This is a genomic window from Halodesulfovibrio marinisediminis DSM 17456 (assembly GCF_900129975.1).
Taxonomy (GTDB): Bacteria; Desulfobacterota; Desulfovibrionia; order Desulfovibrionales; family Desulfovibrionaceae; genus Halodesulfovibrio; species Halodesulfovibrio marinisediminis.
Window position 1 is genome coordinate 569,661 of sequence record NZ_FSRG01000005.1, and the last position, 16,750, is coordinate 586,410.

The 16,750-nt window shown below is 45.6% G+C and carries 10 protein-coding genes; all 10 read right to left on the bottom strand.

Annotated features, from left to right (window positions below):
- Positions 1-61: 61 nt before the first annotated feature.
- The 10 genes from BUR09_RS10480 to BUR09_RS10525 all read right to left on the bottom strand — a co-directional run bounded on the left by BUR09_RS10480 (position 62) and on the right by BUR09_RS10525 (position 16,743).
- A complete protein-coding gene (locus BUR09_RS10480; RefSeq protein ID WP_074216880.1) occupies positions 62-2,185 on the bottom strand; it encodes a methyl-accepting chemotaxis protein in 2,124 nt (707 codons plus the stop codon).
- Positions 2,186-2,497: 312 nt separating this feature from the next.
- On the bottom strand, positions 2,498-3,532 hold the full coding sequence (gene moaA / locus BUR09_RS10485; protein WP_074216881.1) for a GTP 3',8-cyclase MoaA: 1,035 nt from the start codon (positions 3,530-3,532) through the stop codon (positions 2,498-2,500).
- On the bottom strand, positions 3,529-4,143 hold the full coding sequence (locus BUR09_RS10490; RefSeq protein WP_074216882.1) for a molybdenum cofactor guanylyltransferase: 615 nt from the start codon (positions 4,141-4,143) through the stop codon (positions 3,529-3,531). The genes moaA and BUR09_RS10490 overlap by 4 nt, the downstream gene beginning before the upstream one ends.
- Positions 4,143-4,862, bottom strand: coding sequence for a formate dehydrogenase accessory sulfurtransferase FdhD (locus BUR09_RS10495; protein ID WP_074216883.1), 720 nt, complete (start codon positions 4,860-4,862; stop codon positions 4,143-4,145). Before BUR09_RS10495 ends, BUR09_RS10490 begins: the two co-directional genes overlap by 1 nt.
- Complete coding sequence (locus BUR09_RS10500) at positions 4,862-5,743, bottom strand: formate dehydrogenase accessory protein FdhE (protein WP_074216884.1); 882 nt, start codon at positions 5,741-5,743, stop codon at positions 4,862-4,864. The genes BUR09_RS10495 and BUR09_RS10500 overlap by 1 nt, the downstream gene beginning before the upstream one ends.
- 476 nt (positions 5,744-6,219) lie before the next feature.
- Positions 6,220-8,175 carry an OPT family oligopeptide transporter gene (locus BUR09_RS10505; protein ID WP_074216885.1) on the bottom strand — a complete coding sequence of 652 codons (1,956 nt, stop codon included), beginning with the start codon at positions 8,173-8,175 and terminating at the stop codon, positions 6,220-6,222.
- 3 nt (positions 8,176-8,178) lie between these two features.
- Positions 8,179-10,155 (bottom strand): DUF6785 family protein, encoded by a 1,977-nt coding sequence (locus tag BUR09_RS10510; protein WP_074216886.1) that lies wholly within the window; start codon positions 10,153-10,155, stop codon positions 8,179-8,181.
- Positions 10,152-15,125: an FtsX-like permease family protein gene (locus BUR09_RS10515; protein WP_074216887.1), complete on the bottom strand. Its 4,974-nt coding sequence runs from the start codon at positions 15,123-15,125 to the stop codon at positions 10,152-10,154. The genes BUR09_RS10510 and BUR09_RS10515 overlap by 4 nt, the downstream gene beginning before the upstream one ends.
- A complete protein-coding gene (locus tag BUR09_RS10520) occupies positions 15,125-15,865 on the bottom strand; it encodes an ABC transporter ATP-binding protein (RefSeq protein WP_074216888.1) in 741 nt (246 codons plus the stop codon). Before BUR09_RS10520 ends, BUR09_RS10515 begins: the two co-directional genes overlap by 1 nt.
- Positions 15,847-16,743, bottom strand: coding sequence for a class I SAM-dependent methyltransferase (locus tag BUR09_RS10525; protein WP_074216889.1), 897 nt, complete (start codon positions 16,741-16,743; stop codon positions 15,847-15,849). Before BUR09_RS10525 ends, BUR09_RS10520 begins: the two co-directional genes overlap by 19 nt.
- Positions 16,744-16,750 lie beyond the last annotated feature (7 nt).

Below are 16,750 nucleotides of genomic sequence, written 5' to 3' on the forward strand. Positions count from 1 at the left end.
ACGACATAAAAAAAGCGACCTTAGGGTCGCTTTTTTTATGTCCACTTTTGAATCAAACTAATTAAATTGATAACAACTTATTCATAGTTACTTTAAGTGAGTCAGAGACAGAATTAACATTACGTACGGCGGACTCAGCTTCTGCCATTTTTTCTGTCGTCATAGAAGAAATACGGCTTATCTCTTCAATAGCCTGAGTTATTTCTTCACTGGCAGAGGACTGTTGTTCAGCTGCTGTTGCAATTGCTCTTACTTGATCTGTTGCAGGTGTGACTTTGGCTACTATATGTTCAAAAGCAATTCCAGACTTGGTGGCCAATGCTGTAGCATTTTCAACAGCATTGGCGGTGTTGGTCATTGCTTCAATGTTTTTTTGGGTTCCGGCTTGAATAGTCTGTATAGCTGTTCCTACTTGTCTTGTTGCTTCCATTGTGTTTTCAGCAAGTTTACGCACCTCATCTGCAACAACGGCAAAACCGCGTCCTGCCTCACCTGCCCGTGCTGCTTCAATGGCTGCGTTAAGTGCAAGCAAGTTGGTCTGATCAGCAATATCACTGATTACATTAAGTATTTCTCCAATGGATTCAACCTGTACTCCAAGTTCACTCATTTCCTTAGTTAGCTGTTCTGTAAGAGCGGATACATTTTGAATTGTAGAAACTGATTCATTCACCACAGTAAGGCCGGACTCTGCCTCATGAAAAACAACGTCTACACTTGCAGCCGCTTCTGAAGCATTTCGAGCAACTTCAAGAATAGTGCTGTTCATTTCCTCCATAGCTGTGGCAGTCTCACTGTTGCGGGCATCTTGCTGGTTTACGCCTTCTGCAGTGCTCAGAATTTGTGCATTAAGTTCTGATGAGGTCGAGGTGAGATTCAGGACAAGTTTATCAAGTTCTTTAGCTGCCCCTTGGCTTTGTTTGTAAGCTTGTAGCGCATTCTCTTCAGCTGTTTTTGCTTGATTTGTAGCTCGTTCAGCTTCTTCTGAACGGGTACGGGCTTCTTTCATGTTAAATTCTATTTCATGAATATTTTGCTGAAGCGTTTCTGCCATGGCATTTACGGCGTGCTGCATTGCTGCAATTTCATCGCGTCCTTCTGGATTACAACGGGCAGATAGATTGCCTTGTGCGATTTCAGCAATAACGTCAGAGCTTTGGATTATTGGACGGGCGATAAATCCGGCAAGATAGAACGTGATACCAAGTGCACCGAGAATGCAGAGAATACCGATTAGAATCATTTTTATAGTCAGATCATTAGCGCAGGCCAGAGCAGTATCTTTAGAGACGGAAAGGCTTGCGATCCATTTGTTTTTTGTTTTTCCTAGCTGTACTGGTATGAAAACACGGAGGAAATTTTCATCTTGTATTTGAGTAAAGTTGTTTTGCTGTGCATGTTGGAACAGTGATTGGCCATTGGGAATTATTGTTTCAATCGGTGCACCCAGTGCATTGGGATTGCCTGTGTGAGCTTGAATTTTACCGCTTGAAGCGATCAACGTTAAACTGCAATTTCCGTTATACGCGGAAAGTGTATTCACAAGGTCTTTGAGGAAATTTGTCGCAACATCAACGCCGACGACTCCGATGGCTTTTCCGTTTTTAATAATCGGGATAGATATGCTGGAAATGGTAAATGGGATTCCACTTGAGCTTGTGTATGTTGTGACTTCAGTCGCATATTCTTCTAGGGTATCGCGGCTATTGGTATACCATGAACCTGTGGTTGAATTGCATGGTGCAAGTTTAAGAGAGCCTCCAATACGACTCCAATATGGGCCAAATCGGCCATTGCTTGTGTTGAAATTTTTTTCATTTAGGTAGGCAGAGTCATCATCAAAAGCATTAGGTTCAAAGAGTAGCCAGATTCCGAATAATTGTGGGTTGTTGATTGCGACATCTTTCAACATATTAACAACTTGTTGTCTGCTACGCGGGGACTCGGAGCTGAGTATCCCTGTGATTGTTTGTGAAAGAGTGCGAGCAATGACAAAGCCATGGTTGAATTCTTTTTCAATAACAAGCTTATGTTCTTGTATAACTTCTTTGGATAAAAGATGTGCAGACTCAAACGCTTCTTCACGTATGGAGTTGATAGAAATCGTAAGGAGAAGACCTAAAAAAACAATGAAGCAAGCGGAAATTTGTACAAGCAGCTTCATCTTTAACGATTTGAAGTTCATGTGTAGCTCCAGAGTAGATGGGGTGAGAGTGTGAATACATGTTAAGATGATTGTTTTCCGAGTAACGTTTGATGTGTTGATTGTTTTTTTAGATCGGGTTGTTGGGGTAATACTTTAGGATATCTTTTTGGTATTCTTGACAAAAACGGTGTTTATGCTTGTGTAATTCTTTTTTTACAATGTGTTACATATTTAAAATTAATTCCTGCTGGTCAGATAAAAAAAGAGCAGATGCTTAGGCACCTGCTCTTTTTTTATCTGACCAGCAATAGGTCGAGGTAATGAGTTTCTTGTGGCTATATGTTAGCTAATCTAACCGCCAATGGCATTCATACGTTTTAACGCCACTTCATTTTGTTTTTTGGCGTTAAGTAACTCTACGCCAAGTGGTTTGTTAACGTTTGCTTCGCGCATCACGTTAGCAATGTCAGTGTCAGTGATAGACGGTTTGCGCAGCATTGTGCGCAAGTCAATTTCACTGTCTGAAAACAGGCAGGTACGCAGCATTCCGTTAGCAGTAATGCGCAATCTGTTACAGGAGGAACAGAAGTGGTTAGACATCGGCGTAATCAAGCCGAGGCGTCCTTTGCCGCCTTCTATGCCGAATAGCTTTGCAGGGCCAGAGCGTCGCTCGCCTTTTTCAAGCTTGGTGAGAACCACCAATTTGGATGCTTCTTTCAGAATATCATCAGCAGACCAGAAGTTACTTTCATTCCAAGCGCTACAGCTTCCCATAGGCATGAATTCAATAAAGCGGACGTCTACAGGGTTGCTTTTTGCAAAGTTAACGAAGACAGGCAACTCGTCATCGTTAATACCTTTCAGGGCTACTGTATTAATTTTAACTTTGAGTCCGTGAGCCAAACAGTCATCAATAGAACGAGTCACGTTACGCAACATGTCGCGGCCTGTGATGTTCTGGAACTTGTTTCGGTCAAAGGTGTCCAAAGAAATGTTTATGTGGCGGACACCTAGGGCAGCCAGTTCTTTGGCCTTACCATTCATCATGGTTGCGTTTGTGGTGAGACGCAGATCCAGATCGGGATGTCTGGAGAGCAGCATTTTTACAAGATCAAGAAAATTGCGTCGGGCAAATGGTTCACCACCCGTAAGACGCACTTTACTTACTCCCATGTCTACAGAAAGATCGACGAGCCTTGCAATTTCTTCATAGCTAATAATGTTTTCATGAGGGATAAATTTCATCCCATCTGCAGACCAGCAGTACATGCAACGCAGGTTACAGCGGTCAGTAACGGACACTCGCAGGTAGTTGACAGTTCGTCCATGGCTATCAGTAAGAGCAATGGGTGACTTTGTCTGAGGACTAATAGTTGTATGTGTCATATGGCAGCAATGATCCGGCGGGCCATTTCAAGGTCTGCGGGATAGTTTACGTTAAAGAACGGCAGTGATTCTTGCTGGGTGTAGGGTAAACAGTGTTGCTGTTCTTTAGGAACAACGCGACTTAACTTATACATCCCGTCATCAACAGCTTGTTCAAAAAGGGGCAGTGCTTCAAACTCATAGATTGAGACAAGGGCTTCGATAAAGCCAGTCTCTTCCTGAATAAATGTGGTATGCAACGTACCTTCAGGTTTATGTTTCCAGAAATCAATGAGCTTTTGCAACATTTCCGCATTCATAAACGGCAGATCACAGGACAGAACAAGCACAGGGCCCTGCGCAGCGCGCAAGGAGGTCATGACACCTCCTATAGGCCCTTTGCCTTCAATTTCATCTTTTACCCATAGATAGCCGTCAGCGTGCGGTCTGACATCCCTGCTGGAAATCCAGACTTCCGAACACACAGATTCCAGAAGTCTACATGTGTACACAAGCAGATCAGGTTTGGAATCTCCATGCACATGGATGCGGGTTTTATCATGCCCCATGCGGGAGCTTAACCCACCGGCAAGAACAATTCCGGTGAGATGGTCAGAACCATTTGCATGCATTAGGTCAGAACCCTCGGTGTCTGCAGGTCATGGAAGACGGTGAAACGTTTTTCTTGATCTCTGGCAAAACCGACAAGAGTAATGCCGTGTTCTTGTGCCATTCCAATGGATGCACTTGTTACTGCTGAGCGACTGACGATGAATTTAAATCCAGCACGGGTTGCCTTAGCGCACAGACTTGCTGTTACACGTGCAGAAATCATCAGAACAAGGCCGGATAAAGGCGTTCCTGTTCGGCTTGCCCATCCGGCGAGGCGGTCAACACAGTTATGCCGTCCAATATCTTCTGTTCGGTGAAGCATGGTGTGAGAGTTTGCATCGTACACACCGGCACGGTGGAAACACCCTGTGCCATGCCACATCCCTTCTTCATCTATAAACTTTGCCATTGCTTCGAGCATTTCAGAACCATGTAATTTGCCAGGTTCAAGAGTATTTTCGATAGCATCACCAACAGTTACAGTAAATTCGTCATCACTGACTTTTTCAACCGTGGTTTCAGTACTGCCACCACCGAGATCGAGCAATGCGTGGCCGGCTACCAGATCTTCAAGGTGTTCAGGCCATGCCCAAAGTGTGTATGATTCATCATTGAAGTTCAGTTTGATCGGTACTTCAATACTTACAACGTCAGGATGCACAGCCCACTGGCCGTCTTTATACTGTGTAACCGTAACAGGTTTCGGTTCACAGCTGCAACGAGTTTCATTTTTCGGCATTAGAACCCCCATGCTGAGAGTGTAGGGCGAGCGTATCCTTGCTTACGTGCTAGAATGTCGAGAGTGAGAGATTCAAGATCATCAAGTACTGGGATGCTCACCCGGTCAAATTCACGGAAATCGCTGACTTTAATGTAACAGCTGCATGTCTTACAAACATGGACTTCGTACCCCGGTTCACCATCTGCCTTAAAGTACTCGAGTTTATTGTGGTCTTCTTCTCCACAGAAAGCGCACTGCAAACGTTTTGCACGGTACTCAAGGCGACAGAAAGAGCAGGTAAGATGCTTGAATCCTTCTTTTTCTTTTAAAGTAGCAATAAGAGGCTGGGAACCGCAGTGCGGACAGTGTCCGTAAGGCCATGGTTCTTCGTCACTTCTGTGTTCTTTTAAACTTTCTGTCTGTACTTCTAATGACGGGGTGAGGCTGCCTTGAGCCAGGAAGCGAACGAGGCTCGGAGATTCTGGGATTCGGGCAGCCCAGTCAGCGTAGAACATGTTGTCTTCAGCAATAAATGCTTCACATGCTTCCTGAATGCTTAATTCATTTCTTTCAATTGCTTCACGGACTTTGATTGCAGAAGATGCCAGTGGTTCCTCTGCTTTGTCTAACATAGCCAGAAGCTTACCAAAGAGAATAGCGGTTTCTTTAGGGTCGTATGTAAATGCAGCTCTGTTTACAAGCGGCGCGCCTTGAATGTGCATGTCAGCTGTGACCTGAGGGCGTAATGGCTGTATAGATACATTGACGCGGCTTGCAAGCTGTAGCGCCGCAGTGTTGCTTACGATTTGTAAAAGAGCTTGAGGCAGGAAACCTTTTTCAGCGATTTGGGCTAGTTTACGTTCAAGTCTTTTAGTTTCTAATTCCAGATTGAATTCCATGCTATCTCCTCAGGAAGATTTATATCTGAACATTCAGGTGTCCGTACTGTATCGTGACTACGATTGAGGACAACGCTTTTATTTCCTGCTCATAGTGTTACACAACGAGAATTTTTGCGAAAACTACAGATGACTTTGTGTGACAAAAGAGAACCAGAAATGACCAGAATGAACATTGTTTTTGAATGTAAAAGCACAACAAATGTTATGTATTGAAATGATGAAGAAATACGTAACGAGGTTCCGGTGTTGTTGCGGCACTTCTGTTTACAGGACGAATGCCGTTCTGTGAAGGAAGCACTATGTACCGGATGTAGGTAAAGAAGACGAAGTCATTTACATAGATATAAATGATAAAGTAAGGTTTGATTATGTTATGTCAACAACAGGGCATGGAGTAAAATAAGCCGGAAAATCGAATGTAGATTTTCCGGCTTGTCTGTTTTGTATTGTAAAATGAGTAGGTATGTTGTGTGTTAATAGGCTAGTTGGCTTAACGATTTTAAAATTAAGGTACAGCCCATGGCAAGCATGCCTGTGAGGCCCATTCCGCAGGAGAATCCCGCCAGCAATACAGGAGCGTAGTGCCGCCATTCTTTTCCATATTTTTTTAGGAAGAAATAGCGTCCCAACAGGGCTCCGACTACTTCTAAAATAATGCCGTGTGGTGTGGATTGCCCGAGTCCGCGTACGACACCGTAGATGAGCATGACAGGAAGTCCAAATACAGAAAGAAGAGCGTACATAATCAGTCCCAGCCCGATTCCTGAGCTTACATAGGAGAAACTTAATGCCTGGTAGAACAGTGAGTTTCCTTCAAGTGTTGATGATTGTAGTAAAAGTGAGTTCAGAGCCTGCAAGTGCCATATTTTTTGTGCATAGGGATAGCTTGCTGACGGTATTGGAGCCAGTTTCCATAGGAATTGGGAGAATAGGAGTGAGGCGATAATAACAATCGGGAATACAAAGAATTCAGCTTTTATGATGCCGCGTAGATTTGTACCGGTAAGTTCAATTTCACGGAATTTCACAGTTGCTTCCCCGTAGTTATGCAGTGGGATTGGGGCATACCAGATTTCTATTCCGCTGTAGCCGAAGTATTTTGCTCCGGCAATAAAACTTGCTTCGCGCACAAAGGGCAAGGAGACGAATTGTCCTACAATACCCTCCATACGGGCGCTGATGTATGACACGATTGGTGTGTAGACAAAACCGTAGATCAGGAAGAATACCCATGGGAAGCTTGGAACAAGCCAGCGGCAAATGAGGATGTACGCAAGGGTTGAGAAGAAATAGATGCCGATGGAAAGCCAGAAATTAATGTCACCACGTCCGGCTGGCGGATTGAACAGCTTGGAAAAGTCCAACTCACCAGTTTTTGATCTGAAAGAGCGTATGACCTGCCAGATACCAATAATCGCAATTGCAAGTCCAAGCCCGATACCGAAGGACATATAAAAGTCGAAGTTGTTCGCAAAGACTGTTTCAACGGTTTCCATTCCTGGCTTCCAGCGGTGAAGAATTCCTAAATCGAAAAGGATGGGGTTTGCGGCAATAGTTACAACTAATCCTATAAGACCGCCAATAACTGCCCAGAAGGGTAACACCATGCCAACAAAGACCAATGTTAGGTCGAACTGCAAACCAGTCGCAACCGCAGGAAGAACAGACTCGGTGTGGCGTGTCAGTTCAATCCATGGGATCGGAATCAGACGTATCGGTTCCTCGAAAAGTAAGTCAGAAAGTGCCGGAAGTAATATGTAGAAGAAGCCGAAAGCAAGACCGATGACCCCGCCTATGGAGAATATTCTCCACTTCCAGCCGGATTTCCTGTCCTCTGTTGATTCTGCAAGAGCCATTGTACCTAATGCACCAACTGGTGCCATCGGGAACGGTAGTTGTTCTACATCGGATGTGAGTCGGTACAGGGCGTATCCTAGCCCGAAGTGGTCAATGCGCTGTACAAGTTGAGCTCCTACAAGGAGCAGTATTGGAATAAGCCAGTCTTGATGCAAGAAGGTTCTTTCTGTCAGGGCTTCTGACCCTGGTTGTGGCGCAATCCACGTAGGAATAAATTCTGTGAGACCAAGCATCTTGGCTGCATCTGATTGAACCAGATATTGATTCCATAATAGGCCGGAGAATGGCGATGCAAGCGCCGCACCCGCCATGTAGAATAGAAGGAATACTTCCTGTTGTTTTAATTCGGTATAAGAACGTTTTGCTACTTCAGCAAAGAGGATGATGGTTACCCAGCGCGCAGCAGGACCGATTCCCTGACCGATGACAAGCTGCAAGTACATGCTGCCCGGCATCATAAGGAAACCGATAAATATGGCACCAATGATGGTTTTCCAGTCAAACCCTTGTTCAAACTCGGTAGGTGGCTGGAGTAGGTCTCGATATTCCTGTAATTCTTTATCTTGATACATAACCTAGCCCCCCAGTTCCGGAAATACTGGATACACAATTCCAGAGAACAAGCTCACAATGGCCCAGATACCTCCCATAAGCATGTCACCTATGATGAGTCCTACAAAGACCATCTGGATTTTTCGATACAGTGATGTCCCTCCGTAGTGCAGTACCAGATAGTTGCAGAGCCATCCCAGGAAGAAACAAACCCACAGAATGCGCATACTTTTACTATAGGCTGCTATAAATCCAATTGGATGAAGCGGCCACCATGGGAATTTATAGAAACAGAATACAAGGGTGCCCATGATGATTACACCGAGAAGTGCGAAGGAGGTAATCCATGAGTTCGCGCTGAGTGGTGCATCGATTAACCTGCCTGCATTCTCGTAGATTGAAAGTACGGACTGTGTTTCAACTTCTAGCTTGAGATCGCGAAGACCGGTTTTGTATCCAAGAATAAGCATAGAGCAAAAAGCCGTGCAGACGCATAGAGCAAGGAGAATTGTTAGAGCAATGAAGAAGCGGCGTTTGTTTTTTGCCTGTTCTGAAATTTTACTGCCGTGTACAAGGTTCGGCATGAGTGATTCCTGGACGTCGAGGAACATCATTTTCTGTATAACGGCAGTAAGCGCAATGCCAGCGGGACCGAGGAAACGGGTTCCCATCAAGCCAACAACACCGTCTGATGGTGCAGCTGTAAGCATAAATTGCGGTAGACCGCCCTGTGTAATAACACGGGATACAACCAGTAGAATAATAAAAAATAGTACAGGCATGACAACAGCGCTGCCTATGGACATACCGAACCAGCGGCACCAGACCATCATTGCTATGGTTCCAAAAATTGCCCCCCATAATGACCATGCTGCAGGAATAATTTCACCATTGTGCACTTCCGTATTCTTCAAGCCGGACTTAAAAACTTTGTAGAGATGCTCTCTGGAGAGCCAGAGGATGAACAGGAAGAACACAAGGGTTGAACCGATGACGGTCGCCTCTGCGGGGCGGGCAAGGTTAGGACCGAAATTGATCCCCATAGCTGCCTGAGGAATATTAAAGCCCATCACGTAGAGAACACCCATGAAGAATGCACCAAAAATGTAAAAGAACCAAAAACTGAAGGCGATTTGGCGTGTCGCAAGAAAGGCAAAGCCAATATATGCGGGAACTAAGTATAGTTGCAGTTTGTTGAAGCCCGAAAAAAGTCCATATTTGGGGAAGTATTGTCCAGCGAGTACAATCAGTGGAAATTGTGGAATCGATGGGTAGTGATAACTTAACCCGTTAATCGTATGCAGGAATACGGGGATAGCGATGCCCCATAGTAAAAATTTATTGGTAAGGAACTCCTGCATGCGTCCTGCATCCAGCGCTTCACTCAAAAAACGTGGGACTCGCAGCAGTGGGAAGTTTACGCGTTCGTTTTCTACCCATTGTCTGCCAAACAGATTTACGAGGCAGAGCATAGTGAGGTAGGCGATCATGATAAACAGTCCCCATAGCAAAAGAACGCCTGTCCATGCTGCCCAAGGAATTTGTTGTACGACTTGCATGATGCTCATCTCATGCCCGCCAGTAAATCCTTCATACAAGGGCTTCACTACAGCAGGATCATTCATGTACCAAGATTCTGGCAGGTACGGGCTGAGGGTTTGTACCCAGCTATAGCCACCGCTCTCGTAGTAAATTGGTGCCGTAATATTGAGGAAAAATGATTCAGCAAGACCTGAGTAGCCAATGCCTATTCCTATGACCATAAATAGCCAGGCAACAAGTTGTTCTGTCCCGTTAAGAATAGGTTTTGAATTTGTTGACGACGCAATTGTTGCCGTAACAATAAATAAAATGAAAGAAATAAAGAACGGCGCAAGAGGGAAATGACCGCCACCTAGGGGAGTCCCTTCCAGCCATGCTGTGTTAAAGGGACCTGCCGCGCACATGAGCAAGCCAAGAAGAATGGCGAAAACTAGAGCTGGGAGTCGTAACGTGTTCATGCGCTGTCTCCTTTATCTTCCATAGCTGTATGCGGAATATCTTTTCCTTTTGCAGCAAGAGCATTTTTGAAGTCCGTTTCGTACTCTTCTCTGGCGCTTTTTTCGATGGAACGCCATATCAGGAGCTGTTTGCGCAGTCCGTGGAGGAACGGCTTGTTAAGATTTTGCCATACTCGTTTCTCTCCAGCCTCGCGAGTAATCACCACATGAATTTCCTTGAAACCGTGGTGCGATTCGGATGGGCACATAATAAGCTGCACGTGTTGGCGCACACCAAAATCAAACGGGGAAAGCCATGCTTTAAAATCAAAAGCCAGGCAGGCGTCTCCGGCAGTATCTTGTTGCACTGCATCTGGAATAAGTCCTTTTTCCACCAGATCTTCAGGAGGCAGGAAACTGCATGTGAGCTTTTCTGTTGAGAAGTCCCCATGCGAGATATCTGCATGTCCGTGGTAGTATTCAAATAGGAATCCACCGGCGAATGCTTGTTCAGAGGCTCGAACAAGGAACGGTAGTTGGATGCGCATGACATCACCTTCCGGTTCTGGAAGTTTCCACGCGCGGGTTACATCTGGGATGGCAATTTCAGATGCCATCTTTGAAGGGTAGATTGAGGATATAAGCACAACAACAATAATGAGAAGCATTGCCATGACACCGGCGGTGGATGAGTAGTTGGCAGTCATGCCTGCCCAGAGCGCTGTTCCTGCCATAAATCCGGAAATCGTCTGTGCAATGAGATAGCCGAATACCGCACTGATAACGGCAAAGGCCAATGATTCTGCCACAAAAAGGAAGGCAACATGGGATGGTGCAAGCCCTACTGAGGTATAGACACCGATTTCGCTGCGTCGTTCATACACAGAACCGATCATCGTATTCAGAACAATCAATATCGCAATGCCTATCGGAATAAGAATAGTGGAGAGCCCACTATAGCTTATGAAATTGGTAGCATAGTACAGGTACGTTCCGGAAGTTGTACCACTGAATATGAGCATGCCAAATCGATAGCCAATATTCAGGAGGCCGTGGTTTACATCGTCAGGCTTGTTCTGTCCTGTTTTAATGGCAATAGCCTTGAGTGCGCCGCCTTCAGCAAGAAGTGTGCGGGCGGGGATAATAACAGTTCGCGCACCACTTATGTGTTCATACCTGCTTTCATAGCGGAGCAAGTCTTCTCCGCGGGTTAATGCTTCAGCTTCTGTATCGCTTAAGTCAGAAGCAGCCATGTTCGGGTAGATGATCGGTGTTATAGGTTCACCATCAAGGTCTTTGCTTTTTGCTAATGCCTTGTTTTTTATGATTCCTCGTACTGTGTAAGGAATGCCCCAGAAGGTGATTTTGGGTGCAATTGCCCCTATGTGTGTTATGCCGAGTTGTTTCGCAATGTCTTCTGGAAGGATAATGGCGTGTTGGTCATTTTCTTCAAACCATGAGCCGGATACGAGATGCTTGCATAGCGAACTCATGTCGGGTTCCGTTGGAGCCAGACCTATGAGGGCGCGCGCTGATGATTGTTTGTCCTTGTATTCCATCGGCAGGAATGGAGCACGTGTCTTGTCCTCAATTTCAAACCATACACGCGGAGCAATAAGACCCTCAGCTCCGAAAAGATCATTTGTAATCTGCAGTGCTTCAACCGGCATATCCCGCCAGTTTGGATTTTTTAGAAGCAGACCGTGGTAGGGAGCAGTTTTGCTGAACTCTACCCATCCGGCAGTGCGGATACTTTTGGTAGAGGTAAAGTTCATAATAGTGAACGTCAGGATCGTGAGTGTTATGATGGTCAACGCTGTACGTAATGGTCTGCGGCGTAAGTTGCTTACTCCAATGGCCATGGCGGCTGCAAATGCTGCACTTTTTTTTGCTTCAGAAACGCGGATGTTGTGCGCCTGCTGCTGGAAACTTTTAACCTCCCGTTCGAAACGCAGGAAGATCAGTGCCGATACAAGGAAGGATAGCCCAATGATGAAAAATGCCAGAATTACCACAAGTGGACTATACGTTAATTGGAACGCAGGGTGGACAAGGTAGACAATAAGAATGGTAAGAATGAGCAGGCCAAGAAACGCTGAGATGCGTTTGTAGATGGAAGCAAAGCCGAAGAGTAGTCTTTCAAGACAATATGCAAACGGAATAAACAGCGCAATATAAAAGAGTACGCCTGTTAGAACGTCACGTTGGGTTCCTTCGATATCGTTGTAGACAAGTGACGCAGTTGCAAGAGAAGCACGCGAGACGTTGAGCAGACCAACCCAGTCTTTTTGGGTGTAGTATTCTTTTGCTTGTTTTCCGTATGCTTGTGCTTGTCGGTAAAGGTCGGCTATCCGTTCGTTGCGAATTCCTTTTTCTTCCAAGTTCTTGATGCGGGGAACAAGAAGCGTCCACATATCTTTGGCTGCGTGGTATTCAGTAAATGGAATTACCGGCCATTTGCTGGTCAGGTACCCTTTCCCAAGGGGGTCTTCAGGGCTGTTGTTAAGGAGCAATACCTTTTTGCCTAGGACGGTATCCGAAAGGGTCAGTTTGTAAGGGACATCCGGCTCAAGAAAGAATGTACCCAGCGTGGAACTGCGGGTGTCCAGTCTTGAATACCAGTAACGCAATGGACTGGTTTCCGTTCGTGCATCAATAATCTCTGTTCGGTAGAGGTATGCAAGAGTACGGGCATCAAGCAGGTTGAACAGAGTAGACTGGGCGCAGTCAAACATGGTGAGCTGTGTCCCCATAGTGTTGCGGCGCATTTTTACACGGTAATTGCGTTTACCAGTGCTTGGTTTGTCCACTGCCCATACTGCGAGACCTGTTTGAGGATTAATTTTGAAGGCCTCAATTACGGCTTTATGGATAGTTTGCTGCGATGTGGCAAGTCCCGGTAGTTCGAAGCTACCATCAGTGTTCACCATGGAATAGAATCGTGATGGTCCCTGATATGCAAGAATAAGGGTGCCTACAGCAGGTTTGTCAGGAAATGGTTCGCCCTGCCGTTGTAAGTTTACGCTGCCACCAAGAGTGGCAAATCCGTTTCTACCGCGGGTAATAGCAGGGAGAGACGTGTTGGATAAATTTGCAATCAGCGAGGTGACAAATTCATTCTGCTCAAGTGCGTAGTTTTGATCCATTGCATCTAAAACATCATACGGGGTTCCCCACAATGGACGGAAGTCATGTAACGAGGCCAGAGTGAGCACGGGGAAGCCTGCGAGAGCCAGCACTTCACCACTGAATGTGGGAATATCTGGTAGATAACTTTGCCATGGTTTTGTTGGAGTCGGATGAAGTGAATCTTGCCATAGTTCGTCATAGTTCGGCAGTTTTTTAGCCTGTTCTGTAATGAGTTCTGATAATGGAGCAAAGAATGATGTTCGTTTAACGCTTTGCTTCAATTCATAGAGATATCCACGGGTAAATCCACCTATACCTGTACCGTGTGTAGAGAGGTACAGACCAAAGCCCGCTTGTAATGTTCGCTTGCCAATAGTCTCTTTTAATAAGCGCTTGCTTTCTACACTACGCAATCTGACGACAAGGTCTGCAAAACGTTCCTGCTGTTCTGCAAGGGCAAGTGCAACAAGACTGCGTAATAGATTGAGTTCGTTAGGGGGGATAGGACGTTGTGCCTGTTGTTTAGAACTTAGCCAGACGAGATTGCGGAGCTCTAATCGCTTAGCAGCCAATTCTTTAATACGGTCACTGTCTTCTTTAGATCCTGTTGCCGCAAGACGCAGTCGGGTAACTTCACGAGTGAACAAGTCTACCTGAGTTTTGGACACTGATTCCAGAGCAAGGCGAAGCAGTTCACATTCTCGTGGGGAGTAGATACTCAATGACTCTGGTGTGGACAGCAGGTCTGGATTATTAAGTATTGCAACAGTCTCGCGTGTGTCGGAAGCTTTTTGTTTAAGAGTGACAGAGAGTTTTTTTATGTCATCAAGTGGTTGTGTTAAAAGTGATGCAAAGGATCGCATTCCGGCATTGCTTTGGGCATGCCCTGATGTCGCGAGCAGTAATACGGAGTTTTTAGGCGGATTTTTTTCCAGCCGTTCTGCAATAGAGAGCAGGGTGGCAATAGACGTTGATTCGTCAGCACCGGGAGCATGTTCAGGAACAAATGATTCTGTGTCGTAGAATGCTTCTATGAGCATGAAGTTGTCGTCTGCATTTTCTCCTGTACCGGGAATGAATGCCCATACGTTTTCCCCTTCTGCCTGAACCCACTGCACATTAGCAGAGACAGTAACCATAATGTCTCTGTCTTGAGCCATGGTTTGGCTGTATAGCGTATTAAGATCGCCAAACAGTTTCACAGCCTTCTCGCGTGAAATCCAGAAACGGGGGAAGTTTATTGGAGTAAGTTCGAACTTGTCGTTAAAAAGTGCTTTAGTGGGCGGTTTATTATTTATGTGGTCTACGTAGATAAGTGCTGATGCACCCAGCTGGGCTGCATTTATCCAGTTCTTTCCTGAGTCCAAGTCCATAATAACAATGGCACCCTGAACATCTTTACCGTTAAATTCAGAAAGGTCGCCACCTTTTACGTATATGATCTGGCCAGTAATACCTTTAGCAGGAGTCGTTGGCGGGGTGACGGCATTAAGCCGAAGAGGTGGTAATACAACGGTTTGCTGAGGAATGGTGTCGTTTTTTTTCAGTGTACCTATTTTGAAATGTGTTACTGGAATAAGAAAAGACTGAATGCCTGTTTTCACTTTGTCATTATTAGTGAAATCGGCTTTGAAGTGTTCGTGGATAAAGCGGGCGGCTTCTTTTGCTCCCTGTGAACCAGTATATCTGTCATGGAGAAGAGAGAGCGCATAGGTGGTCTTTCTGAATTTACTTGCACTGTCAGAAGATATTTTTGCAGCGCTGTTTTGAACTGCACAGCAGAACAGAAGACAGAGCACAAGGAACAATGCCAAACATTGCTTTGTGTTTTTTCGGGGTGCTATGGCAAAGATGGAGTTCATTAATGCTCCTTCTCTCCGATTGTTCCAAGAGAAATATCTAACTCGTCACGGCGTTCTATTTTATCAACTCGACCATCTTTAACCCAGACAACACGGTCTGAGACGTTGATCATTTTGTAGTCGTGTGTTGCTGTAATGATGGTCACGCCGCGTTCTCTGCACAAGGTGCGTAGTAATTCAATAGCTTCTTCACCAGTTCGTTGGTCAAGGTTGCCTGTGGGTTCGTCAGCAAGAATGATTGCAGGATCGTTTGCTAATGCACGCGCGATGGCGACACGTTGCTGCTGGCCACCGGATAACTCTAAAGGTTTATGCTGGTGTCGGGCGCCAAGACCGACCAAGTCCAGTAGCTGAAGTCCTTTCTCTGTTGCCGCATCGCTATGCAGTCCGGCAAACGTCATAGGCAGGGTGACATTTTCCAGCGCGGTCAATGTTGGGATGATGTTAAATGTCTGGAAGATATATCCAATTTTACGGTTTCGTAGCCATGCCAATTCATACGCATCCAGCTGGGAGATATCGACTTCATCGATGAAAACTTTCCCTTCCGTCGGCTTGTCCAGTCCGCCGACCATATTGAACAGCGTTGTTTTACCACTGCCGGAAGCCCCCATGATAGAGAGGTATTCACCAGAATAAATTTCCAGGTTGATACCACGCAGAGCATGGACGAGCTGCTTACCCATTTTAAAGGTCTTTTTTACACCTTCCACACGGACAATTATTTGCTTCTCTTCCATCGAGCCTCTCCCTGGCTATGCCCGATTGCCGGAGCTTCCAGCCTATGGGCGCGGATGGTTACTTCAAAAAATTTATCCGGAGTTATGGCAAACTCCTGATACGTAGCTGACAACGGTTTGCGTGTGTAGACAGCACAAAGGGTATTTGAGGCGTGATAGAGGTTTTTGTGTTCTTCTGGCGGTAGTCCATCCAGAATACCCGCCAGAACTGCCCAGCGGATTTTTTCGGGTGAGTTGGCATAGTCGTGCCATACAATCATGGAGTCATCGTCTTTTAAGAGCGGGAAAATGTTTTTTGTATCGCTGGTAACCGCTGCTGCGTGATGGTCGCCGTCGATAAAGACGAGATCAAATTTTTTATTCAGTCTTGAAAAATCGAACGAGAGAGTATCACAGTTAATGCATGTAATATTTGGGTACTGTGTTGCATTAATAAAGAATCCATCCTGTCGGATCATGGAGCTACTGAATCCAGCTTGTGCTTGTTGCTCTGGAGATAAGCTCAGTGAATAGCAATTGTTAGTGTGTGGAGCCACGTTGGTGATGGATTCGCCGCGCCATCTGCCTATTTCAAGATAGTCACAGTCCTCAAAGGAACGGGCAAGACCTTTAAGCAGGGCGATGTCCATAGGCGTTGCGGCGGCTTCCAGCATGGCATAGGGCGAAATAGTTTCTTCAAACTCTGGAATAAGGTCGAGCAGGTTTATCTGCGGTAGTCCGAGTTCAAGACCGTAATTTTGGGTCACATATTGTTGCCACCATATAGCATCATATCTATCGCGATAAATTGCTTTCAGTGCCTTATGCGGCTTGCGCAACATATACCAAAGTGCCTTAAGTAAGCGGGTGCGTTTTGATTGTGAAAGCGTGCGTGTCATGGGTACT

What these genes read in the sequence shown, in the direction of transcription:
- BUR09_RS10480 (WP_074216880.1), bottom strand. Translation starts at nt 2,185, where the DNA reads ATGAACTTCAAATCGTTAAAGATGAAGCTGCTTGTACAAATTTCCGCT.
- moaA (WP_074216881.1), bottom strand. Translation starts at nt 3,532, where the DNA reads ATGACACATACAACTATTAGTCCTCAGACAAAGTCACCCATTGCTCTT.
- BUR09_RS10490 (WP_074216882.1), bottom strand. Translation starts at nt 4,143, where the DNA reads ATGCATGCAAATGGTTCTGACCATCTCACCGGAATTGTTCTTGCCGGT.
- BUR09_RS10495 (WP_074216883.1), bottom strand. Translation starts at nt 4,862, where the DNA reads ATGCCGAAAAATGAAACTCGTTGCAGCTGTGAACCGAAACCTGTTACG.
- BUR09_RS10500 (WP_074216884.1), bottom strand. Translation starts at nt 5,743, where the DNA reads ATGGAATTCAATCTGGAATTAGAAACTAAAAGACTTGAACGTAAACTA.
- BUR09_RS10505 (WP_074216885.1), bottom strand. Translation starts at nt 8,175, where the DNA reads ATGTATCAAGATAAAGAATTACAGGAATATCGAGACCTACTCCAGCCA.
- BUR09_RS10510 (WP_074216886.1), bottom strand. Translation starts at nt 10,155, where the DNA reads ATGAACACGTTACGACTCCCAGCTCTAGTTTTCGCCATTCTTCTTGGC.
- BUR09_RS10515 (WP_074216887.1), bottom strand. Translation starts at nt 15,125, where the DNA reads ATGAACTCCATCTTTGCCATAGCACCCCGAAAAAACACAAAGCAATGT.
- BUR09_RS10520 (WP_074216888.1), bottom strand. Translation starts at nt 15,865, where the DNA reads ATGGAAGAGAAGCAAATAATTGTCCGTGTGGAAGGTGTAAAAAAGACC.
- BUR09_RS10525 (WP_074216889.1), bottom strand. Translation starts at nt 16,743, where the DNA reads ATGACACGCACGCTTTCACAATCAAAACGCACCCGCTTACTTAAGGCA.